The sequence below is a fragment of the Bacillus sp. UNC438CL73TsuS30 genome, assembly GCF_000482325.1.
In the GTDB taxonomy this organism is placed as follows: domain Bacteria; phylum Bacillota; class Bacilli; order Bacillales; family Cytobacillaceae; genus Neobacillus.
The window spans coordinates 14,028-35,822 of the sequence record NZ_AXVA01000034.1 but is presented as its reverse complement, the minus strand read 5'-3'; the positions used below and the strand labels follow the sequence as shown (position 1 = coordinate 35,822).

Annotated in this window: 19 protein-coding genes, 10 tRNA genes and 1 other annotated feature (1 of these 30 cut by a window edge); of the genes, 22 read left to right on the top strand and 7 right to left on the bottom strand. The window is 39.5% G+C overall.

Going from position 1 to position 21,795, the window contains the following annotated elements; all coding sequences use genetic code 11:
- Positions 1–27 precede the first annotated feature (27 nt).
- From M028_RS0112360 to M028_RS0112350, 3 genes are all read left to right on the top strand, one after another.
- Positions 28–1,401, top strand: coding sequence for a UDP-N-acetylmuramoyl-tripeptide--D-alanyl-D-alanine ligase (locus M028_RS0112360; protein ID WP_026574172.1), 1,374 nt, complete (start codon positions 28–30; stop codon positions 1,399–1,401).
- A gap of 12 nt (positions 1,402–1,413) precedes the next feature.
- On the top strand, positions 1,414–2,103 hold the full coding sequence (locus M028_RS0112355; RefSeq protein WP_026574171.1) for an alpha/beta hydrolase: 690 nt from the start codon (positions 1,414–1,416) through the stop codon (positions 2,101–2,103).
- 200 nt (positions 2,104–2,303) lie between these two features.
- Positions 2,304–3,779: a DEAD/DEAH box helicase gene (locus tag M028_RS0112350; protein ID WP_026574170.1), complete on the top strand. Its 1,476-nt coding sequence runs from the start codon at positions 2,304–2,306 to the stop codon at positions 3,777–3,779.
- A 38-nt stretch (positions 3,780–3,817) separates the two neighbouring features.
- Here the strand turns inward: M028_RS0112350 and M028_RS0112345 are convergent, their stop codons facing one another.
- The 5 genes from M028_RS0112345 to M028_RS0112320 all read right to left on the bottom strand — a co-directional run bounded on the left by M028_RS0112345 (position 3,818) and on the right by M028_RS0112320 (position 11,074).
- Positions 3,818–4,933, bottom strand: a complete 1,116-nt coding sequence (locus M028_RS0112345) for a GerAB/ArcD/ProY family transporter (protein WP_026574169.1) — start codon at positions 4,931–4,933, stop codon at positions 3,818–3,820.
- Positions 4,934–5,159: 226 nt separating this feature from the next.
- A complete protein-coding gene (locus M028_RS0112335; protein WP_026574167.1) occupies positions 5,160–6,320 on the bottom strand; it encodes a Ger(x)C family spore germination protein in 1,161 nt (386 codons plus the stop codon).
- Positions 6,320–7,864 (bottom strand): spore germination protein, encoded by a 1,545-nt coding sequence (locus M028_RS0112330; protein ID WP_026574166.1) that lies wholly within the window; start codon positions 7,862–7,864, stop codon positions 6,320–6,322. The genes M028_RS0112335 and M028_RS0112330 overlap by 1 nt, the downstream gene beginning before the upstream one ends.
- A 155-nt stretch (positions 7,865–8,019) precedes the next feature.
- Positions 8,020–9,435, bottom strand: coding sequence for an FMN-binding glutamate synthase family protein (locus M028_RS0112325; RefSeq protein ID WP_026574165.1), 1,416 nt, complete (start codon positions 9,433–9,435; stop codon positions 8,020–8,022).
- A 220-nt stretch (positions 9,436–9,655) separates the two neighbouring features.
- Positions 9,656–11,074, bottom strand: a complete 1,419-nt coding sequence (locus M028_RS0112320; RefSeq protein ID WP_026574164.1) for an FMN-binding glutamate synthase family protein — start codon at positions 11,072–11,074, stop codon at positions 9,656–9,658.
- A gap of 184 nt (positions 11,075–11,258) precedes the next feature.
- On the opposite strand from M028_RS0112320, the gene M028_RS0112315 reads away from it, so the two are divergent.
- Both M028_RS0112315 and M028_RS0112310 read left to right on the top strand, forming a co-directional pair.
- Entirely contained in the window at positions 11,259–12,008 is a 750-nt protein-coding gene (locus tag M028_RS0112315) for a YqjF family protein (protein ID WP_026574163.1), read from the top strand.
- A 115-nt stretch (positions 12,009–12,123) separates the two neighbouring features.
- The gene (locus M028_RS0112310) at positions 12,124–12,636 is read left to right on the top strand and encodes a hypothetical protein (protein ID WP_051591019.1); all 513 of its coding nucleotides are present in this window, start codon (positions 12,124–12,126) and stop codon (positions 12,634–12,636) included.
- Positions 12,637–12,740: 104 nt separating this feature from the next.
- On the opposite strand, the gene M028_RS29870 is transcribed toward M028_RS0112310, so the two are convergent.
- Complete coding sequence (locus M028_RS29870) at positions 12,741–13,469, bottom strand: rhomboid family intramembrane serine protease (RefSeq protein ID WP_035424107.1); 729 nt, start codon at positions 13,467–13,469, stop codon at positions 12,741–12,743.
- Positions 13,470–13,549: 80 nt separating this feature from the next.
- Here M028_RS29870 and acpS point away from each other — a divergent pair, with 80 nt between their 5' ends.
- From acpS to M028_RS0112275, 6 genes are all read left to right on the top strand, one after another.
- A complete protein-coding gene (acpS, locus tag M028_RS0112300; protein WP_026574161.1) occupies positions 13,550–13,912 on the top strand; it encodes a holo-ACP synthase in 363 nt (120 codons plus the stop codon).
- Between the two features lie 164 nt (positions 13,913–14,076).
- Complete coding sequence (locus M028_RS0112295) at positions 14,077–15,090, top strand: LolA family protein (protein WP_026574160.1); 1,014 nt, start codon at positions 14,077–14,079, stop codon at positions 15,088–15,090.
- A 114-nt stretch (positions 15,091–15,204) separates the two neighbouring features.
- Positions 15,205–16,362, top strand: a complete 1,158-nt coding sequence (gene alr, locus M028_RS0112290; protein WP_026574159.1) for an alanine racemase — start codon at positions 15,205–15,207, stop codon at positions 16,360–16,362.
- A gap of 191 nt (positions 16,363–16,553) precedes the next feature.
- Positions 16,554–16,835: a CopG family ribbon-helix-helix protein gene (locus tag M028_RS0112285; RefSeq protein ID WP_026574158.1), complete on the top strand. Its 282-nt coding sequence runs from the start codon at positions 16,554–16,556 to the stop codon at positions 16,833–16,835.
- 4 nt (positions 16,836–16,839) lie between these two features.
- A complete protein-coding gene (locus tag M028_RS0112280; RefSeq protein ID WP_026574157.1) occupies positions 16,840–17,190 on the top strand; it encodes a type II toxin-antitoxin system PemK/MazF family toxin in 351 nt (116 codons plus the stop codon).
- Between the two features lie 185 nt (positions 17,191–17,375).
- The gene (locus tag M028_RS0112275; RefSeq protein WP_026574156.1) at positions 17,376–19,556 is read left to right on the top strand and encodes a Tex family protein; all 2,181 of its coding nucleotides are present in this window, start codon (positions 17,376–17,378) and stop codon (positions 19,554–19,556) included.
- A gap of 26 nt (positions 19,557–19,582) precedes the next feature.
- Here the strand turns inward: M028_RS0112275 and cmpA are convergent, their stop codons facing one another.
- Positions 19,583–19,696, bottom strand: a complete 114-nt coding sequence (cmpA, locus tag M028_RS32795; RefSeq protein WP_133339268.1) for a cortex morphogenetic protein CmpA — start codon at positions 19,694–19,696, stop codon at positions 19,583–19,585.
- 156 nt (positions 19,697–19,852) lie between these two features.
- On the opposite strand from cmpA, the gene M028_RS0112265 reads away from it, so the two are divergent.
- The 11 genes from M028_RS0112265 to M028_RS0112215 all read left to right on the top strand — a co-directional run bounded on the left by M028_RS0112265 (position 19,853) and on the right by M028_RS0112215 (position 21,466).
- Positions 19,853–20,326, top strand: a complete 474-nt coding sequence (locus tag M028_RS0112265; RefSeq protein WP_026574155.1) for a SprT family protein — start codon at positions 19,853–19,855, stop codon at positions 20,324–20,326.
- Positions 20,327–20,435: 109 nt separating this feature from the next.
- Positions 20,436–20,510: transfer RNA gene (locus M028_RS0112260), tRNA-Asn, on the top strand.
- 3 nt (positions 20,511–20,513) lie between these two features.
- Positions 20,514–20,601 (top strand) — tRNA-Ser (locus M028_RS0112255).
- A gap of 8 nt (positions 20,602–20,609) precedes the next feature.
- Positions 20,610–20,681: transfer RNA gene (locus M028_RS0112250), tRNA-Glu, on the top strand.
- Between the two features lie 51 nt (positions 20,682–20,732).
- Positions 20,733–20,809, top strand: a tRNA-Asp gene (locus M028_RS0112245).
- A gap of 30 nt (positions 20,810–20,839) precedes the next feature.
- Positions 20,840–20,914, top strand: a tRNA-Gln gene (locus M028_RS0112240).
- A gap of 10 nt (positions 20,915–20,924) precedes the next feature.
- A tRNA-Leu gene (locus tag M028_RS0112235) sits at positions 20,925–21,009 on the top strand.
- 62 nt (positions 21,010–21,071) lie between these two features.
- Positions 21,072–21,157: transfer RNA gene (locus tag M028_RS0112230), tRNA-Leu, on the top strand.
- 61 nt (positions 21,158–21,218) lie between these two features.
- A tRNA-Arg gene (locus M028_RS0112225) sits at positions 21,219–21,295 on the top strand.
- A 6-nt stretch (positions 21,296–21,301) separates the two neighbouring features.
- Positions 21,302–21,378, top strand: a tRNA-Pro gene (locus M028_RS0112220).
- Between the two features lie 14 nt (positions 21,379–21,392).
- Positions 21,393–21,466 (top strand) — tRNA-Gly (locus tag M028_RS0112215).
- Between the two features lie 166 nt (positions 21,467–21,632).
- Positions 21,633–21,795: a sequence feature (16S ribosomal RNA rRNA prediction is too short), on the top strand; it runs 121 nt beyond the window's last position.

The following is a 21,795-nucleotide window of genomic DNA, read 5'->3' as shown; positions in this document are numbered from 1 at the left end:
TCCATTGAATAGAGGAGGGGAAAAAGGATGAAAAGAACTCTTAGACAAATCGCTAACATGATCACGGTAAAAAATGATATCACTCCTTTTAAAGATGTAGTGGTCCAAGAAGTTGTCATTGATTCAAGGAAAATTGAAGCAGGAAGCTTGTTCGTACCCTTTAAAGGGGAACGGGTAGATGGCCATAAATTTGTAGAGGAATCCATCCAAAAAGGTGCTGCAGCTGCTCTTTGGCAAAGCGATGTTCCAAACCCGCCAGAGCATCTGCCGATTTTAATTGTTGATGATTGTTTAACAGCTTTACAGGAATTAGCAAGAAGCTATCGTCAGGAACTGGATATAAAAGTCGTAGGAATCACCGGCAGTAACGGAAAAACAACCACAAAGGATTTAACTGCTGGCCTGCTTTCGACCCAATATAAAGTACAAAAAACGGAAGGTAATTATAATAATCAAATTGGTCTTCCACTTACAATATTAGGATTGGAAGAAGATACCCAAATTGCTGTTTTGGAAATGGGGATGAGCGGAAGTGGCGAAATTGAATTTCTCACCAAACTCGCCTGCCCGGATGCCGTCGTTATCACGAATATTGGCGAATCCCATTTGCTTGACCTTGGTTCTAGAGAGGGAATTGCTGAAGCGAAGCTTGAAATTTTGCAAGGCTTAAAAGAAGGTGGACTAGCTGTATTGCATGGGGACGAACCGTTATTAATGGAAAGAATCCATCGATATAAAGGGAATGTCGAGGTACAGACCTTTGGAAGGAATGAAACCAATGATTTATTCCCAACAGACATTATTCAAATCGATCATGGTAACCGGTTTAAGACGAATGCTTCAACCGAAAGCTTTGTGCTTCCCGTTTTGGGAACGCACAATATTTTAAATGCGCTTGCCTCCATGTTAATTGCCAGACATTTTAATGTTCCGTTTGAAAAAATGAATGAAGGTTTAGCTGGGATCAAGCTTACAAATATGAGAATGGAGCTTGTTGAAGGTAAGCATGGGGAAAAAATCATTAATGATGCTTACAATGCCAGCCCGACATCGATGATTGCTGCGATTGAATTAGTATCGAATCTTCAAGGGTATGATAAAAAAATCCTTGTATTAGGTGATATGCTGGAATTAGGGCCGCAGGAAGAACAATATCATTTGCAAATTGGTCAGGGGCTAAATCCAAATAAAATTGATTTATTGTTTACCTACGGTCAATTAGGAGCTCATATTGCTAAGGGTGCACGTGCAGTTTTAGGAGAAAATCGGGTTTTCGCCTTTACAGATAAAAAGGAGTTAATTGGCAAATTGGTAAATGATGTAAACGAAGAGTCTTTAGTGCTTGTTAAGGCATCCCGCGGGATGAAATTAGAAGAAGTTGTAAGTTATTTACAAAAATAGCAGGTGAGTAAAATGATTGGCTGCTTATGTATTCACGGCTTTACGGGAGCCCCTTATGAAGTAGAACCACTGGTGGAGTATTTATCGAAACGGACCAATTGGAGCTTTTCTGTGCCCACACTTCCGGGTCATGGTGAAACACTTTCATTAAAAGGGGTTCAGTATCAGCAGTGGATTAAATGTGCCGAGGCTGAATTAAAGAAGCTCCTTCAAACCTGTGAAGAAGTTTATGTCATTGGTTTTTCAATGGGAGGCCTAATTGCAGCCTATTTAGCAGCCAATTATCCTGTTAATAAGCTTATTTTGTTAAGTGCCGCCGCCCTTTACATTAATCCAAAACAAATGGCGGTGGAATTAAAAACAATGCTGATGGACTCTCTAAGAGGAAACTTGAGGGAGAATGAATTATTTCAGCGCTATTTAAGAAAAATAAAAGCAACCCCAATAGCGGCTACCTTGCAATTTCGTCAACTTGTCTCCTTTATTAAACCACTTTTGCATCAAGTAGAAGTGCCGACCTTAATTGCTCAAGGGGAATGCGATGGAATGGTGCCGCCCAAAAGTGCTGAATATTTGTATCGGACCATTAATTCAAAAAAGAAGCGGATTACTTATATTAAGAATTCCCAACATCATATTTGTCACTGTGAGGAAAAAGCCGCCCTATTTTCCCAGGTGTATGATTTTTTATCCGAGTATTAAGGTTGGTAAAACTAGCTTTGATTGCAATATACAAGGAATTGTGGTATGATAATAATCAACGTGTCTTAAGAACGAGGAAACAAGGGCATACTCCTATGGAGGAATGTCTTTTTTTGATAAAATAAATTTGGGCATTTTGATGCGTCACGATACATTCAGCATAAATACAATTTTTAAATAGATGAAGGAGAATGAAAACATTGACGAAGTTTCAAGATTTAGGTATTAGCCAGGAAACATTAAAGGCTGTCCTCAAAATGGGTTTTGAGGAAGCAACGCCAATCCAGGCAGAAACGATTCCATTGAGCTTAGAAAATAAGGATTTGATCGGCCAGGCTCAAACAGGAACAGGAAAAACAGCTGCATTTGGAATTCCATTGGTAGAAAAAGTGGATACAAGTGTAGAGGCAATCCAGGGGATTATTATTGCTCCTACCCGCGAGCTTGCGATTCAAGTATCAGAAGAATTATACAAAATCGGTTCAGGTAAAAGAGTTCGTGTATTACCAATTTACGGAGGACAGGATATTGGCCGCCAAATCCGTTCTTTAAAAAAGGCTCCACATATTATTGTTGGGACACCAGGCCGTGTGCTTGACCATATCAACAGAAAGACACTTCGCTTAGACCATGTTCATACAGCCATCCTAGATGAAGCAGATGAAATGTTAAACATGGGATTCATTGAAGATATTGAAGCGATTTTAGCGGAAATCCCTACTGAGCGCCAAACATTACTGTTCTCAGCAACCATGCCGGGACCGATTCAGCGAATGGCTGAAAAGTTTATGAAGGATCCGCAAATTGTCCGTGTCAAAGCAAAAGAAATGACTGTTCCTTCCATTGAACAATATTATGTGGAAGTGCAGGAAAAAAATAAATTTGATGTGCTAACAAGACTTTTGGATATCCAATCACCAGAACTAGCAATTATTTTCGGACGGACGAAACGCCGTGTCGATGAGTTATCTGAAGCTTTAAATCTTAGAGGTTATACGGCTGAAGGAATTCATGGCGACCTTAGTCAGGCAAAACGTCTTTCTGTCCTTCGTAAATTTAAAGAAGGCTCGATTGATGTTCTTGTCGCTACAGATGTGGCAGCAAGGGGTCTTGATATCTCTGGTGTAACCCATGTATATAACTTTGATATTCCTCAAGATCCCGAAAGCTATGTTCACCGTATTGGACGTACAGGCCGTGCGGGTAAAACAGGGGTCGCGATGACCTTTATTACACCAAGGGAAAAATCTTACCTGAATGTGGTTGAAAAAACCACAAAACGTAAGATGGAAAGAATGAAGCCGCCAACCCTTGATGAAGCATTAGAAGGACAGCAGCGTGCGGTAGTGGACAAAATTCTTCAGACAATTGAAGCCAATAACCTTCAATATTACAAAGCGGCTGCCGAAGAATTACTTGAAGCAAACGACGCATCAACTGTTGTTGCGGCTGTGTTGAAGATGTTGACGAAGGAACCGGATACTACTCCTGTTAAATTGACAGAAGAACAACCGCTTCCACAAAAAAGGGAAAGAAGATCGCAGGATCGGGACCGCAGAAGAAGAGACGATTCTAGAGGGTTTAACTCTGACCGCAGAAAGAAATCACCGGTAAAACCAAGAAGCGGTGAAAAAAGAACGTCTGGAAAATCAAAGCCAAGAAGCTATAACCATTAAAATAGGAAAGAGCATGGGCCAGAAAGCCCATGCTCTTTTTAGCTTGGTTTTAACTTTTCGTTTGATTTTTTCTTTATGGATTGTTTGATTGTGTCTACTCCCAAATAGAGTAGCGGAATAAACTGCAAGAAATAGGAAAAGGTGGCCCAAGATTTTACAAAAAGGCTATTTAGTTCTGAAGTCCCGCTTGCCATGCTTACGGATAGTGCAATCATTACGGCTGTTAACGAAAATGTCAGAGGTCGATGATCTTTCAAGCGAAATAGATGGGTAAGGATTTGAACGGAAATTGTAAATAATACGGTAACTTTTATAAAAACTGTTGTAGCCCAGATAGAAATTAATAAATGATCTAGGTTTTGGATGAAATCTGCGATTCGGATATAACGAATCATTTCTAGCATCGGATAGGATAAATGGCTGGCTAAATTTGGACCAAAAAGTAATAATAGCCAAATGATGTTTGAAGCAATAAACAAAATAGAAAAAAAGGACGCCCAGATGATGGACTTTAGTGTTTTATGTTTTTGCGTTAAATATGGAAATATAAAGAGTAAAATAATGACTTCTCCAAAAAAAGGAGCAGTGGAGTAGCTGCCTACAAGGATTCCTTGTCCACTATGGTTGGTAACAAAGGCCATCCACCGTTCCCATTGCAATTCCTTGCCAATAAAAAGCATATTTCCTATATTTGCAGAAATAACAAGGTAAAATAACCCTTGAGCAATCCGGAATAGATTTTCAAATCCTAGGCGTGTTGTGACCGCTACGACAATACCAAACATGCAGCCAACCGCCCAATTGGGTGTTCTTGGGAGATAGGTTTGCACTATAAAATCCTCGTATTCTCTAAGAATCATGGCGCTGATTTGCATAAAGGAAATGAAGAAAAACACCATAATTGGAACGTGAATCCAGGTTGGGAAAATATCCTTTCCATAGTGGACAAAAAATTCATTAGGTCTTCGCTTAGCTAGTTTTATGATAAAAAAGGCCAGAATAATTCCTACTAAACCGCTTATAAAAAGAACAATCAACGAATCGTACTGTGTTAAGTAGATCAGGTGACTTGCACCAAATCCAACCAATGTTGAGAAATAATAAAGAATGAAAAAAAGTAATAGTTGATTTTGGGAAATCTGCTCAGTTCTCAAAAGAGGTTCACCTAACCTATAATTTTCTGTTGTATCGGTTTAAATAGAAATTCAATTAAATCACTTGGACTAGGTACTTCTTTGAATAGGACAGTAGAAATACAATAAAGAAAGGAAGCTCCCATTATACAAAAGACAATCCAATAGGTTCTTTTTTTACGGTTTTTATTTTTTAAGTAGGACCACTCGTAACCAAATATAATGAGAAAGCTAAGGATAATCAAAATCATGAATTTTTTTCCTTTATCCAAAATGGGTTATTTTCAGCACCAAGTCGTTTGATCTGTAAATCTAGGCGAACATTTATTTTTGCCTTTTGATGATAAACTTCTGGCCAGTTTTCTTTTACGCCTTTCCATATTTTAGGTTTATACCACGATAAGTATTCACCAAATTGAAATACATCCGCTTTCACGTCTTGAGAGGCCATTATCGATGCTTCTATCCTGTTTCGGATTTGCCTTTCAGCTGTTCGCTCCAGCTGGGCAACATCTTTTTCGTTTGATAAATTGACGTTGGATTGGGATTCTGAAATATTTGCTTGTGATGTGACATCCACATTAAATGTGAAAGGTTCGTTTTTAGAAGGGCGAATCTTTGTATGAGCTGCGGTAACTAATAAACTAACTAATTTTTGGTCTGTTGGCGATTTTATCGTTACTTCGGTACCTTTTATCAGGTTTCGGAGCCAGAATGCACCGCGCCCTATTTTCGTATCTAATTTTCCAACCATTTTATAATTACGAAACAAAGCCATCTCTCCGGGACTGACAAAAAGTCCCTCTTTCCCGCCCTCACTTAACATTTTCATGTATTTCTTTGATAATAGACCGACAATCATATCACCGTTATCCACTTCGAGGAAGTTCTTTGATGTTGTATCTAATGTAACCTTTCTTTGAGTAAATGATATAGGAATGAAACTTGGAAACCGTTCAAATATAGGAGTCAATTCCTCAATTTCCTTAGCCTTTCCTGGGGCAATTAAAATTGTCTGGTTTATATTCAAACTAGGCTCTCGAATAACAAATTCTAATATATCCTCGATTCCTTCCCGTGCCATTTCTTCACTGATGATGATGATTCTTGTATGCCCCCAGCTGATATTTCTTGTTAAGGTTGCTTGTATTTTTTTATAAGCTTCTGTAATCGACTTTCCAGTAGCGGACTGGATGGTATAGGGTTTTCCGGATGAACCTGCACCGCCGAGATCACCAGGTACAAGGCGGTTTGGAAGGGTAAACGAAAGACTTATCTCCATGTCTCCGTTTGCTGCCTTATCAACATAGATGCCAGCGACAAAAGCGCGTTCATTGAGTTCTAATTGTGACCAGCAGCCTGTTAAAACAAAAGGTAATAACAGAATGAGCCATTTTAGTTTTTCCATTAATCTTCATCATCCTCGAGTATGGATTTCTCGACATTAGAGCGAATTCGATCATTTGACCCGGAAAAAGAGGGACGGCGCTTCATCATCCACCATGGTACCCGGATAAAGATGTCCTTTAGATCACTTGTTCGAAGCGGCGCTGTTGGCGAAAGGTAGGGCATGCCGAACGAACGAATGCTTACCACATGGATATAGATTAGAATCGTACCAATCATTAAGCCGAATATTCCGAAGGTACCGGCTAAAATCATAATTGGAAAACGAAGTAATCGGACGGAAAATCCCAAATCATAACCCGGTATCACGAAGGAGGCAATTCCGGTAATCGAGACGATAATGACCATAATGGCCGAAACAATCCCTGCTTGTACTGCTGCTTGTCCAATGATGATTGCGCCAAGGATGCCGATTGCCTGTCCTACCGCTTTTGGAGTACGAATTCCTGCCTCGCGTAAACCTTCAAAGGCAAGTTCCATCAGTAGTGCTTCCACGATGCTTGGAAAGGGTACATTTTCACGTGATGCAGCAACGCTCAATAATAGACTGGTAGGAATCATTTCCGGATGGAAGGTGGTAATCGCAATATAAAAGGATGGGAAAGTCAGCGAAACGATTAACCAGCCATAGCGAAGCAAGCGAATAAAACTAGTAAGAAAATATCGTTGGTAATAATCCTCAGCGGCTTGGAGGAACATATAAAAATTAACGGGAGCAATAAGAGGAATCGGGTCTCCGTCCACAAAAATGACTACTCTTCCTTCCAGTAAGGCTGCTGCTGCCACATCCGGGCGCTCTGTTTTTTGTGATTGTGGGAAGGGTGATAATGGACGGTCATCGATACATTCCTCGATATAGCTGCTTGCTAAAATACCATCGATTTTAATTCGGTGGATTCTTTGTTTCACTTCTTTTATTAAGTCATCCCGACAAAGTCCTTCAATATAACTAATGATCACTTTCGTTTTTGTATATTTTCCGATTATAAGTTGTTCCATTTTTAAATCCGGTGATTTTATTCTTCTGCGAATCATGGTGACATTTGTATGGATATCCTCCAAAAATGCTTCTCTTGGTCCCCTAATTACATTCTCATTTGTGGTTTCACTTCCGATTCGCTTTTCAAAGCTTGTTAGCGGAAAAGCAATCATGCGGCTATCGCCTTCGAAGAAGACGACAACCTTTCCGTCCAAAATATTCTCGGAGGCTTCTTGCATGTCGGTTAGAATGCTGGTACACATTGTGCTGATTGATTGTAAATCAAGTATTTTATGAATTAATTCATTAGTGGATGCAGCGAAATTAGGTGAAACAATATATTTTAATACTTGCTCATCGAATAATTGCTGATCCACCATACACTGTAAAAACACAATCCCACAGCGCGTTTGGTTAGCCGTTAATTCGTGAAAGGTGATATCAATACTTTGTTGAAAGTTATCTCTAAACCATTCCATTCGTACATCAAAATCCGACCCTAAAAAAACTTTTCTATTTTCCTTCTGGGTTTTCTGCGGGCTTTTGAATTTTGAAAAAATTGACATGCTTCCTCACTCCACGAACTTTTTGTTAGAATTCCCCCCTTTTGGTAAAAATATTTTTGGGAAAAGAGCAAAATCACGTAACGGAACTTAAATCGCGACTGAAATGATGAGAATGCACTTGGAATGGGAGTGAATCTATTGTCACCGGACACGAATTATTTCCCAAATTGATTTTCTTCCCATGGTTCAAAGGAAAATGGAATTCCAACCATTTTTGCCGTCAGCTCATCATAGGAAACTAAATCCTTTCTTGATAACTCTTTTAAAGAGCGTTTTCCCATTGCCCTTATAGCCATTTTTATTTCTTCTGTACTCGCGGTTAAGAATTTTTCTGCTGTTTTTATTCCATCTTCGCTCTTAAATTGGTCCTTGAACTTCCCGTCATACCAAACAGCTTGTGTAGGCGGTTCAAATGGAAGAGCATTCAATACTTGATCATGTGCGAGAGCAAACAACATAGCGGAGCCTACATATACAGCGTCGGCTCCGAGGGCAATTACTTTTAAAAAATGTCCAGGGACTAAAAGTCCTCCTGAAATGATTAAACTAATCTTACCCTTCATGTTTCTTTTCTCTAGGTGATTCACAGCTCTAACGACAGCATGCAATGTAGGGATTCCAAAGTCATCCAATAATATAGGAGGTGCCCCCTTCATGGCTGCTTGTCCGCCGTCAATGGTAATAAAGTCAACCCCCATAAAGATTAAATGATCAATATCTTCTTCAATTTTTCCACCTGCGCCAATTTTGACACCTATAGGAACACCCCCTGATCGTACGCGAAGTTCCTCCACAAGTAGTTTTAAATCGACTAATGTTTGATCTTCCCAAAAGTTTTCATGAATGACTGCTTCCTCATTTTCCTTAAGCCCCATTACTTCACGGGCACGACCTGTTAGGTTTTGTGCCGGGATTTTTTCGCCCATTCCCGCTAACGCACCCTGGCCTAATTTAATTTCAATCATATCAGCACGGGTAAATAATCGGTCTTCCTTTGCCCAATCTGTTTTTGAAAATTGTAAAATATATTTTCCAGCAGCGTCTAATTCTTCAGGTAGGATTCCACCTTGCCCGGAATTAATCGCTGTTCCTGTCTTTTTGGCAGCGGTTGCCAAAGAAATCCTGGCTTGTTCACTAAGTGAAATTCCAAAGCCCATTCCACTGATCATTAGTGGAATTTTTATTTCCATTGGTTTTTTTGCCCTTGGCCCAATGGTTACCCTAACATCTACATCATCATCACTATCAACTGGAAAGGGGGATGTTTGTGCGGGGATAAAGGTAATCGGATCCAAATGCGGCCATTTTTTTGAAGAGCCGCCAAGTGGGCGATAAAGGACAGTCCCTGTTTCAGCGCGCAAGCTATTTTCCAACATATTTTGAATGCCCATATGCCGAAGACCTGGGATCAGTTCCATAATATTTTCTTGATAACTGTCAGATAACATGATTTTTCCGGCCTTTTTCACAATTAGTTTCATCACCCAGCGCCAGCCTGCAAGCATGAATACAAACACGACAAATAGGAGGGACATCATTATAAAAGTCAAATAAAAGAATAGGTTTGCCATTGTCACTTCTCCAATAGTAAAGAAGATGGATCGAATAATTTGATCATATATTAAGGCTCTTTTCGTAAACTATGTTGCATTTGGGACTTAATAAAGGGCATTTACTAAGGTTTGTAGGCAATTTTCGCAAAATTTTTTACGAAAAGATCCCCCGAAGTATTTTGTAATACGGGTTGATGAACTTATACCAAAACTATAATCCTTGCGAAAATAGCCTTTATTAATAATATTTCCCTATTTGTTTATCCTCCCATGGTTCAAAGGAAAACGGAATTCCAATCATTTTGGCCGTTAATTCATCATAGGAAACTAAATCCTTTCTAGATAACTCTTTTAAAGAGCGTTTTCCCATTGCTCTTAATGCCATTTTTATTTCCTCCGTACTTGCTGTTAAGAATTTCTCTGCTGATTTTACTCCTACGTCAATCTTAAATTGATCCTTGTATTTCCCTTGATTCCAAACAGCTTGTGTCGGTGGTTCAAACGGAAGGGAATTTAAGGATTGAGGATGTGAGACGCTAAATAACATAGCAGACCCTAAATACACAGCATCAGCTCCGAGGGCGAGCGCCTTTAAGAAATGTCCGGGAACTAGAAGTCCGCCTGAGGCAATTAAACTAATTTTTCCCTTCATGTTTCTCTTTTCAAGATGATTAGCCGCCCTGACAATTGCATGCAAAGTTGGGATTCCAACATCATCAGATAAAATAGGCGGGGCACCAAGTGTTGCTGCTTGCCCGCCATCCACTGCAATATAATCAACACCAATGTAGATTAAATGATCAATATCTTCTTCAATTTTCCCGCCAGCTCCCATTTTCGAGCCAATGGGAACTCCACCTGTGAGACTACGAAGCTCATCAACAAGTTCTTTCAAATCATCCAGCGTTTGATTTTCTACAAAATTATCATAAATAACGGCATCCTCGTTTTCCTTTAACCCCATCAGTTCACGGGCACGGCCTGTTAAATTTTTAGGAGAAATTTTGCCGCCGGTTCCGAGTAATGCTCCTTGCCCTAACTTAACTTCGATCATATCGGCACGCTTAATTAATTTTTCTTCCTTTGACCAATCTGTTTTGGAAAACTGTAAAATATATTTTCCGCCGATATTGATTTCCTCAGGTAAAACTGCCCCCTCACCAGAATTAATGGCGGTTCCAACATTATTAGCTGCTTGTGCTAATGAGATTCTCACTTCCTCACTAAGTGCAATCCCATAGGCCATGCCGCTGATCATTAACGGAATTTTTATTTTCATTGGTTTTTTTGCATTTGGCCCAATGGTTACTTCAACATCGACATCTGCTTCACCGTCAATCGGAAAAGGTGAAGTTTGGGCAGGTATAAAGGTAATCGAATCTAAATGCGGCCATTTTTTTGAAGAGCCAAGCGGGCGGTGGAGGACGTCACCAGTTTCTGCACGCAAGCTATTTTCAAGCATATTTTGAATGCCCATATGACGCAGTCCTGGCATCAACTCCATGATATTTTCTTGATAACTGTCTGTTAAAATAATTTTCCCCATTTGTTTCACCATTCGTTTCATGAACCAACGCCATCCAAAAAGCATGAATATAAAAATCGTAAAAATTATTGCTACCATTCCAAAAGTCAAATAATAAAAAATGTTTGCCATAGTTATTCTCCAAATTCCTTATTGTTTCAATAATAAAGTCAATCAATCTTATTATATCCAAAAAAAGGGAAAACTTATGATATCAAGATAATAGTTAGAAAATAGTCTGGATTTTATGTATATATCGTATTAAATTTTCAATTTACACTAAACTATATACATATAAAAACAGGGGGATTATGTGATGAATATAATGAATGATCTTAGTCATCGGTCTTGGCCATTACCATCAAAATATTGGATTATGAGACAAACTTGGAGAAATTTATTGTTTTTGCATTGGCCAATTCCACTTAATATACTACGGCCGCATATTCCTTCTTCTTTACAAATTGATACGTTTAATGGTTCCGCATGGTTAGGTGTCATTGTATTTGTTTTAGAAGGAATCTATCCCCGTGGAATAGCATCTGTTTCCCTAACCCCTAAATTTCCAGAAATGAATGTAAGGACATATGTAACATGCGATGGAAAACCCGGTATTTATTTTTTATCTATTGATGTTGAGAACTGGGCATCCTTGAAGATTGCAAAAAGATGGTTTCATTTACCGTATTATTCGGCACAAATTTCTTTTCGAAAAGAAGGACAATCCTTTCATATTCATAGTAGTCGGAACGGTAATTTTAATAATCCTATATTATTTAAGGGGAAATACGTTCCGGTATCGGAAGTTTATTTTCCAAAGGAAGGAACACTAGACCATTGGCTCACTGAGCGATATTGTCTCTATAGTTCGAATAACGGAGGAAACATTTATTGCGGTGAAATACACCATCCGCCTTGGCCGTTGCAAAAGGCAGAAATAGAGATATTCAGGAATACCCTTTTTTCTCCTTTTCATTTTGATATATCTCAAGTGGAACCTATCGCGCACTTCTCCCCAGGGGTTGAGTCGCTAATGTGGAATATTAAGAAAATACGGACCTATTAAAAATATTTGTTAAGAGGAGAAGTAATAATTTAATTCATGAATATTTTGGTTAGTTAGAATAAATTATATATTTATGGAATTATTACTTTGAAAGATCAATTTGAGGGGGAGCATAGTGGTTAAGCATAAAACGAAAATTGCATTCTCTTTAGCCATATTAATTTTTCCTTGGCTAACCGTTCCTTTTATGGGGAAAAGAAGTTTTTTTAGGTTTTTACCTGTAGCAAGCTTTACCAATTTGTTTTTAAGCGTATTCAGCCTAATTTGTTATAAGAAAAAATGGTGGGTCACTAAAAACCCTATATCTCCTGGTCCGATAGATTTTACATTTATATTGGGTCCTTATTTTGTAGCAACACTTTGGATCTTTAAATTAACGTTTGGGAATTTTCCAAAGTACTTACTTACAAATATGGTATTGGATGTCATAAACGCTTTCCCGTTACCCTATATAGGGAAAAAATTCGGAGTTGTCAAATTTATAAAGATGAAACATACTACCTGGTATTTTATTTGTATATTCTTGTCGGTTATTATTTATGGCTTTCAGTATGTTGTAGAACAATCAATTAAGAGGGCTGCTAGTCTTAAAAACGCAGAGTTTTCATTTAATAAAGAATCAAGATAGGTTTAAAGAAATACTTCTCACTCCACGAACTTTTTGTTAGAATTCACTGTTCCTTATAAAATATCTTTGAAAAAGAAAAAAACCTCCAAGAATGGAGGTTCCTTTTATTTTTGCGAGAAAATGCCAATGATGACGAAAAGTATAACGATTCCCCAAATGAAAATTTTTAGGGGGGATTTAGAAGTAAACAGTCGTCTTTTTCCGCTTGCCCAATAAGTGGCATCCTTAATTGAATTGGAAAGCTCCTTTTTGTTGTAATAAGGAATCACTCCAAGGAAAAATCCACCAAGTAATCCGAATAAATGGGCGGTTATATTAATATTTGACTGTAAAAATGTCATAATTAAACTGAGGACGCAAAGAACAAGAATAATATGTGAGTTTTGTCTCGATAGCCAATTTTTGCGAAAAATAATAATCGCTACATAATATCCAAAAAGGCCAAAAATTGCACCACTTGAGCCGACGTGGGTATAGCTGAGCGGCTCAAGGAGAAGCGTTGCGAGGTTGGCAATCAGTCCTGACACAAGATAGACCAATAGAAATTTAACGCTGCCAAGCATTCGTTCAAGCGCAGGGCCGAACAGCAGCAAAGAAACACTATTAAAAAGCATATGGGTAAAACCGCTATGCAAAAAGGTCGGTGTAATGAGCCGCCAGTATTCTCCCTCCAAAATATAAAGGTTTACACCTGAAAGATGTTCAAAAAACCAGTAGTTTGGGAAGATAGGCAGTACAGTGAAAAGAAATAAAACTACATGAATGGTAATAATAGTAGAAACAATTGGATATAAACGGATAAATTCACGAAAGCCTTCCGTTCTTGTAAACATATATGTACCTCCTGAGAGCTTTTGCGACTTGTACATTATTATTTATGCTGATTATAAATCAAATAGAAGGAAGATGAAGCATGATTAAAGGGATTGGGATTGATATTATTGAATTGTCACGGGTTCAGGATTTATTACATAGACAACGAAAATTCATAGACCGAATTTTAACTGACCAGGAGAAACAAAAATTCGAAGTGCTTTCCGAGCGGAGGCAGGTTGAATTTTTAGCCGGAAGATTTTCAGCAAAAGAGGCTTTTTCGAAAGCTGTCGGCACAGGAATTGGAAAAGAGCTGTCCTTTTTGGATATTGAAATTGACTCGGATTCTTTAGGGAAGCCCTATTTTGTAAAGCCGGAAATCAAAGGCCATTTATCTATTTCTCACAGCAAAGAATATGTTGTGGCCCAAGTGATTATTGAGAATGAAGTGATAAAAAATTAACTGCTTGACCTCCTCATTAGCATATTCCTAAAGGTTGTCTCATATATTCATAGAGAATTAGGAGAGACAAGGTCAGCTATGGTCATTTTGATAAGCGATTATTCTGGCCCCTGCCTTTCTCTTCTCCATAATCATATGAAATGAGACAAGAAGGGGTTGAAGGAATGAGGAAAAAGTTGATGCTGCTGATCACGGGACTAATGGTCATCTTTTTGCTGGCAGCTTGTGGGTCGAAGTCTCAGGGGGATGTAGTAAAAGAGTTAAGTGGTAAACTTGATGACCTATCGGGTTATAAAGTAAATGCAAAAATGACCCTAAAAATGGGCACGGATTCTCAAGTGTATAATGTTGAAATCTGGCAAAAGGACAAGAAGTTTTATCGAGTAAACCTAAAAAATGCCGAAAAAGACCAAAGTCAAATGATTTTAAGGAATGACGAAGGGGTATTCGTTCTTACTCCAGCCCTAAATAAGAGCTTCAAATTCCAGAGCGATTGGCCGCAAAACAGCAGCCAGGCCTATCTATATGAATCATTAATTAAAGATATTATGATGGATAAAGAGGCAAAATTCTCTTCAACCAAGGACTACTATGTATTTGAAACGAAAACACGCTATCAAAATAATAGCATGCTCCCATTTCAAGAAATTAAACTAAATAAGAAGGATTTATCACCGGCTGTGGTTAAAGTAATGGATCCTGACCGAAATCCGCTTGTAACAGTTCAATTTGAAAAAGTGAAGTTTAATGCAAGCTTTGATAAAGACGATTTTAAATTGAAAAAGAATATGACAAGGGCACAAATCGGAATGCCGGCAATGGCAGAACCAAAAGATACTGCCTTTACGGTTAAATATCCAACAGCCAAAATTTCAGGTGCGAAGTTAATTAAGGAAGATGAAGTAAGCATTGAGGACGGCAAACGGGTTGTATTAACCTATGATGGCAAAAAATCCTTTACACTTGTACAGGAAAAGGTAACAGTGAAAGATGCATCCACTTCTCCGACGTATGTGGAAGGGGATTTGGTAGATTTGGGAACGACCATTGGCGCTGTATCGGATCACTCTATTTCTTGGACACAAGACGGGGTCGATTACATGATTGCTTCGAAAAATCTGTCAAGGGAAGAAATGATTGAAGTAGCAGAATCTGTACAGGGTGATGCTGTTAAATAGGGTGTCCTGTAGCAGGCTCTTTTAGAGCCTGTTTTCTTTTTGATTTGGAGCAATTAAATTGTTTTATGATAAAATAATATTGGAGTTTAATTATCGTTTTTAGGAAGTGGAAAAATGGAAGAGCGCAGCTTTTTCTATCGAGACACATGGGCGGAAGTAGACTTGGATTGTATTCATGCGAATGTTTCATCCGTTAAAAAACTTCTGCCGAAAGAAGTCGAAATCATTGCAGTGGTAAAAGCAAATGCCTATGGCCATGGGGATGTACAAGTGGCCAGAGAAGCGCTTGATGCAGGTGCAACCCATTTGGCTGTAGCTTTTATGGATGAAGCCCTTGCTTTAAGAAAGAAAGGAATAACAGCACCGATTCTTGTACTAGGTGCCAGCCGTGCTGAAGATGTACAAATGGCTGCAGATAAACAAATAACCCTTACCGTTTTTCAAAAGGATTGGCTGCTTGAAGCCCAAAAGCATTTAAAAACAGATAGCAGGGTGTCTGTTCACATAAAGCTGGATACGGGAATGGGTAGACTGGGTATTCGCAGTAAAGAAGAAGTTGAAGATTTTGAGCAACTGGTATCCCTAGATCAGCGTTTTCACCTTGAAGGAATCTTTACTCATTTCGCTACTGCAGATGAACTGAATCAAACTTATTTCAATCAGCAATTCGAGCTTTTTCAAGAGTTGGTAAGTGTGCTGAAGGTACGGCCGAAGTATGTTCATTGCAGTAATAGCGCCGCAACGCTTAGGTTTCAAAGCGGCATTTATAATGCCGTTCGTCTGGGGATTGCTATGTACGGATTGACACCATCCCTTGAGATGGAACCTGAAATCCCATTTTCTTTGAATGAAGCTTTTTCACTGCGCTCAAAACTTGTCCATGTAAAACAACTGAGTAAAGGTGATAAAATAAGTTACGGTGCTACGTATGAGGCAAGCGGGGATGAATGGATTGGAACCGTGCCTGTTGGCTATGCAGATGGGTGGATTCGAAAATTGCAGGGTCAGGAAGTATTAGTTAATGGAATACGAGTGCCAATTGTCGGCAGAATCTGTATGGACCAATTCATGGTGCGGCTACCTCATGAGGTACCTGTTGGCACGAATGTAACGTTAATTGGGAAAGACAACAATCAGTTTATATCCATTAATGAAATTGCAAAAAAATTGGAGACCATCAATTACGAGGTTCCGTGTATTATAACGAATCGAGTCCCTCGTCTCTATATAAAAGGCGGGAAAACGGCCGAAATAAAAAACTATCTTCTTTAGAAAAAAGAAGGCGTATTAATTAATTTTAAACATATTTATATTATTGCGGACTTTTTGTGCATAAAAGCATCTTTTATTGGCTTATAATACAATAGTATTATAATTAGTCTATGCATTTAGGTTGAATAGTGTTATTATAAAATATGGTACAGAGAAAAATTGGTGTGTAGTGATGGTGGAGGTGTATGTTTGTGTCTGAATCCGGCGCAACTACGGAGATCTTAGTGAAATTACCGCAACATCTTTTAACCGAGTTAGATGGTTTTGTAAAGCTTGAAAATGTGAATCGCAGCGAATTTATTTATCAAGCAACAAAAATGTATTTACGCGAACGTAAAAAAAGACAAATTCGCGAATCCATGAGACGTGGATATATGGAAATGGCTAAGATTAATTTAAGAATTGCATCTGAAGCATTTCAAGCAGAATACGAGGCAGAACACACAGTAGAACGTCTTGTAAGCGGAGGATAAACCTTTGATTGTCAAGCGTGGTGACGTATATTTCGCGGACCTATCCCCAGTTGTTGGTTCTGAACAAGGCGGCGTCCGTCCTGTACTTGTCATCCAAAACGACATCGGGAATCGGTTTAGTCCCACCGTTATTGTTGCAGCGATTACAGCTCAAATTCAAAAAGCGAAGCTTCCGACTCATGTTGAAATAGACGCGAAGCGCTACGGTTTTGAACGAGACTCAGTCATTCTTTTAGAACAAATTCGTACAATAGATAAGCAGCGGTTAACCGATAAAATTACCCATCTCGATGACGAAATGATGGAAAAAGTGGATGATGCCTTGCGTGTAAGCATCGGTCTCATCGAATTTTAGCTAAGCACGCTCTTTTTGAAAGGGCGTTTTTTTATACATATTCTACTCTTCTACTGTGTTTTTCTGCTGAAAGCAAGCCGGCCGGCTTGCTTTTTTGTTGCTAAAAAAGTAAAACCATGGTTGGTGAATCGCTCAGTTTTATTTGATACAATAATATGGAAATGATGAAGTGGAGGATTGTTTAAGTGAATGATACAGTCGTAAAAGATGAGCAGTTGTTGTTTGGTAAGATTGCATCCGAGCAAGCAATTTCCGCCAAGCAAGTTAAAAGTGTGATTTCTTTGCTAAACGAAGGCAATACAGTACCTTTTATTGCCCGTTACCGTAAGGAAATGACTGGAGCGCTTGATGAAGTGCAGATTCGCAATATTTTAGAACGCTGGCAGTATATTCAAAACCTCGAACAACGTAAAGAAGAGGTTCTAAGGATCATTGCTGAACAAGGAAAACTAACTGAAGAATTGAACAAAAGCATCACCCGTGCTGAAAAGCTTCAGGAGGTCGAAGATTTATATCGGCCTTATAAACAAAAACGCCGAACAAAAGCAACCGTTGCAAAAGAAAAAGGATTGGAACCTTTTGCAGAGTGGCTCATGACCTTCACAAAGGAAAATGTGGAAGATAAGGCACAGGAGTTCTTATCTGAAGAAAAAGAAGTCCTTTCCGTTGAGGATGCCATTGCAGGAGCTAAAGATATCATTGCGGAATGGGTAAGTGATGATGCTGAGGGGCGAAAATGGATTCGGAAAGAAACCTTTAAATCTGGTACAGTCTCATCCGCAGTTAAGGAAGAGGAAAAAGACGAAAAGAAAGTTTATGAAATGTATTATGAATATGAAGAGCCAGTAAGCAAAATTGTACCCCACCGTATTCTAGCGCTTAATCGCGGCGAAAAGGAAGATATTTTACGAGTTTCAATCAAAATGAATACGGATCTCCTCTTGAATTATCTTTCGAAAAAGTGGATTCGTAATCAGCATTCACCTGCTGCGCCAAGTGTAGTTGAGGCGATCGAAGATAGTTATAAAAGATTAATCCAGCCCTCTATTGAAAGAGAAATTCGCAGTGAACTAACTGAAAAAGCAGAGGAGCAGGCGATACATATTTTTTCTGAAAATCTTCGGAATTTGCTTTTGCAGCCGCCGCTTAAAGGAAAAGTCGTAATCGGAGTCGATCCGGCATATCGAACAGGCTGTAAACTTGCTGTTGTGGATGAAACGGGAAAGGTACTAAAGATTGATGTCATCTATCCGCATCCACCGGTTTCAAAAACTAAAGAAGCAAAAGAAAAGTTCATCCAAATTCTACGTGAGTATAAGGTAGAAATGGCTGCCATCGGAAACGGAACGGCATCAAGAGAAACAGAGCAGTTCGTGGCGGATATCTTAAAAGAGATGGATGAAGAAATTTTTTATTTAATTGTCAATGAAGCGGGAGCTAGTGTTTACTCCGCGTCTGATTTAGCAAGAGAAGAGTTTCCAAATTTCCAAGTAGAAGAGAGAAGTGCTGTATCGATTGCCCGGCGCTTACAGGACCCGCTTGCTGAACTGGTGAAGATTGACCCGAAATCCGTAGGAGTGGGCCAATACCAGCATGATGTTTCCCAAAAACGATTATCAGAATCGCTAAATTTCGTGGTGGAGACCGCGGTTAACCGTGTAGGGGTCAATGTGAATACGGCATCATCGTCCCTTTTACAAAATGTTGCGGGTTTAACCAAAACGGCGGCAAACAATATTGTGAAAAAACGGGAAGAGGAAGGGAAATTTACAAGCAGAGTTCAATTAAAGAAGGTACCACGGCTTGGAGCAAAAACATATGAACAAGCAATAGGGTTCCTGCGGGTAATTGATGGAAAAGAGCCTTTGGATCGTACGGGAATTCATCCAGAAAACTATGATGAAGTGAAAAAGTTATTATCCACCCTTGGGTTTTCAACAAAAGATTTAGGTACAGACGAGTTAAAGGAAGCTCTTAATGGTCTAGACTTAAAAAGTGTTTCAGAAGAGTTAGTGATAGGAGAATTGACTTTAAAGGATATCATCGACGCTTTAGTAAGACCGGAAAGAGATCCGCGTGATGACTTACCCCGTCCTCTATTAAAAAAGGATGTTTTAAAATTAGAGGATTTGAAACCTGGGATGGAACTTCAAGGTACTGTTCGTAACGTGGTTGATTTTGGTGCCTTTATTGACATAGGCGTAAAACAGGATGGATTAGTCCATATATCAAAGCTGAGCAATCGATTTGTTAAGCACCCGTTAGATATTGTGTCCGTTGGGGATGTTGTGACAGTTTGGGTAGATTCGGTTGATAAGAACAAAGGACGTGTAGCATTAACGATGCTGCCACCGGCAAAGCAATAATCAAGCTGTGAAGGAAAACACTGCTTTTAAGGGCAGTGTTTTTTTCTGTAAAAAAACCAGCATTGGTTTAAAAGCTTGATTTGATAACGGTTCTTTTCATAAAAGGCTCTTTTCATTTGGTTTTGAAACCAAGTCGGCATAGTAAAACCTCCTGAAAGTAAATCATTAAAGGTAAATACAATATATGCTATAATAGGTTGTCACGTTCACTAGAAATATGAAGGTATTTGTTATTTTGTACCGTTTTGAAAGTTTTTGAAGAAGAAAATAGTGAAGTGGAAAGTGTGGGGAGAAAAATGGAGGCACCAGAGCTTCAAAGGCTGGTTGAAAGGATATCCATTGAAGCGTTTGGAAAACCTTTTCTGCATCAAGCTTCGTTTAATTCCAGATTACGGTCAACAGGTGGGAGATACCTGTTAGGTACACATAATATTGAAATTAATAAAAAGTATCTAGAGCAATTTGGAGAGAATGAATTAATAGGGATTATTAAGCATGAGCTTTGTCATTATCATCTCCATCTTGAAGGAAAAGGGTATCAGCATCGTGATCCTGAATTTAAATGGTTACTAAAGAAAGTTGGGGCACCCCGATTTTGTACACCGCTAAAGGAGAAGGCTTCAAAGAGAACCATAAAAAAAATACTCCTATATGAGTGCACAAACTGCCGCCTCCGTTATCATAGAAAGAGAAGTATCGATACAAGCCGGTATGTTTGCGGGAAATGCCGAGGGAGACTGAAGAAAATTAAAGAAGTAATCCAAGAATAACGTAAGAAAATGGAAAATGATTTTCTTGAAAAATGATGTTGACTTTGGATCCTAACGTCATTATAATATGAAGAGTCGATAAGGTAATTGCCTTATTAAATCTTATTATTCCGCAGTAGCTCAGTGGTAGAGCTATCGGCTGTTAACCGATCGGTCGTAGGTTCGAGTCCTACCTGCGGAGCCATATGGGGAAGTACTCAAGAGGCTGAAGAGGCGCCCCTGCTAAGGGTGTAGGTCGGGTAACCGGCGCGAGGGTTCAAATCCCTCCTTCTCCGTAGTTAAAGGCCCCTTGGTCAAGCGGTTAAGACACCGCCCTTTCACGGCGGTAACACGGGTTCGAATCCCGTAGGGGTCATCAGGGATGGGAAATGAACAATAGCTCATTTCCTGTTTCTCAAAAGATAATGGTCTGGTAGTTCAGTTGGTTAGAATGCCTGCCTGTCACGCAGGAGGTCGCGGGTTCGAGTCCCGTCCAGACCGCCATTTTTTATTTTTACAATCGTTTTTTTTCGATGGGCTATAGCCAAGCGGTAAGGCAACGGACTTTGACTCCGTCATTCGTTGGTTCGAATCCAGCTAGCCCAGCCATTTTAAATATGCGGGTGTGGCGGAATTGGCAGACGCACCAGACTTAGGATCTGGCGCCGCAAGGCGTGGGGGTTCGACTCCCTTCACCCGCACCATCAATTACCACTTGAAATAAGCGTGTAAGTTTGATATGATTACTTTTGTCGCTAATTTATATGCGGTCGTGGCGGAATGGCAGACGCGCTAGGTTGAGGGCCTAGTGGGGGCAACCCCGTGGAGGTTCAAGTCCTCTCGGCCGCACCAAAAAAACCCTTGACAAGATGAAATGGATTTGTTAAGATATAAAAGTTGCTTGTAAAATATTGCGCCCGTAGCTCAATTGGATAGAGCGTTTGACTACGGATCAAAAGGTTATGGGTTCGACTCCTTTCGGGCGCGCCATTATTACGGGAAGTAGCTCAGCTTGGTAGAGCACTTGGTTTGGGACCAAGGGGTCGCAGGTTCGAATCCTGTCTTCCCGACCAGTTAAATATAATACGCGGGTGTAGTTTAGTGGTAAAACCACAGCCTTCCAAGCTGTTGTTGTGGGTTCGATTCCCATCACCCGCTCCAAATTACTTTTATGATTGTTCTTTGAAAACTAAACAAACAAAAACGTCAACAAACAATAATATTCATTTCTTACGAAATGAAGCCAACGTAACATTCGAGCTAAATCAACTTTCTTGGAGAGTTTGATCCTGGCTCAGGACGAACGCTGGCGGCGTGCCTAATACATGCAAGTCGAGCGAATCAATAGGAGCTTGCTCCTGTTGATTAGCGGCGGACGGGTGAGTAACACGTGGGCAACCTGCCTGTAAGACTGGGATAACTTCGGGAAACCGGAGCTAATACCGGATAATCCTTTTCCTCTCATGAGGAAAAGCTGAAAGTCGGTTTCG

What these genes read in the sequence shown, in the direction of transcription:
- M028_RS0112335 (WP_026574167.1), bottom strand. Translation starts at nt 6,320, where the DNA reads ATGGAAAAACTAAAATGGCTCATTCTGTTATTACCTTTTGTTTTAACA.
- M028_RS29870 (WP_035424107.1), bottom strand. Translation starts at nt 13,469, where the DNA reads ATGTTTACAAGAACGGAAGGCTTTCGTGAATTTATCCGTTTATATCCA.
- M028_RS0112315 (WP_026574163.1), top strand. Translation starts at nt 11,259, where the DNA reads ATGAATATAATGAATGATCTTAGTCATCGGTCTTGGCCATTACCATCA.
- M028_RS0112360 (WP_026574172.1), top strand. Translation starts at nt 28, where the DNA reads ATGAAAAGAACTCTTAGACAAATCGCTAACATGATCACGGTAAAAAAT.
- M028_RS0112295 (WP_026574160.1), top strand. Translation starts at nt 14,077, where the DNA reads ATGAGGAAAAAGTTGATGCTGCTGATCACGGGACTAATGGTCATCTTT.
- alr (WP_026574159.1), top strand. Translation starts at nt 15,205, where the DNA reads ATGGAAGAGCGCAGCTTTTTCTATCGAGACACATGGGCGGAAGTAGAC.
- acpS (WP_026574161.1), top strand. Translation starts at nt 13,550, where the DNA reads ATGATTAAAGGGATTGGGATTGATATTATTGAATTGTCACGGGTTCAG.
- cmpA (WP_133339268.1), bottom strand. Translation starts at nt 19,696, where the DNA reads ATGCCGACTTGGTTTCAAAACCAAATGAAAAGAGCCTTTTATGAAAAG.
- M028_RS0112265 (WP_026574155.1), top strand. Translation starts at nt 19,853, where the DNA reads ATGGAGGCACCAGAGCTTCAAAGGCTGGTTGAAAGGATATCCATTGAA.
- M028_RS0112355 (WP_026574171.1), top strand. Translation starts at nt 1,414, where the DNA reads ATGATTGGCTGCTTATGTATTCACGGCTTTACGGGAGCCCCTTATGAA.
- M028_RS0112330 (WP_026574166.1), bottom strand. Translation starts at nt 7,864, where the DNA reads ATGTCAATTTTTTCAAAATTCAAAAGCCCGCAGAAAACCCAGAAGGAA.
- M028_RS0112325 (WP_026574165.1), bottom strand. Translation starts at nt 9,435, where the DNA reads ATGGCAAACCTATTCTTTTATTTGACTTTTATAATGATGTCCCTCCTA.
- M028_RS0112320 (WP_026574164.1), bottom strand. Translation starts at nt 11,074, where the DNA reads ATGGCAAACATTTTTTATTATTTGACTTTTGGAATGGTAGCAATAATT.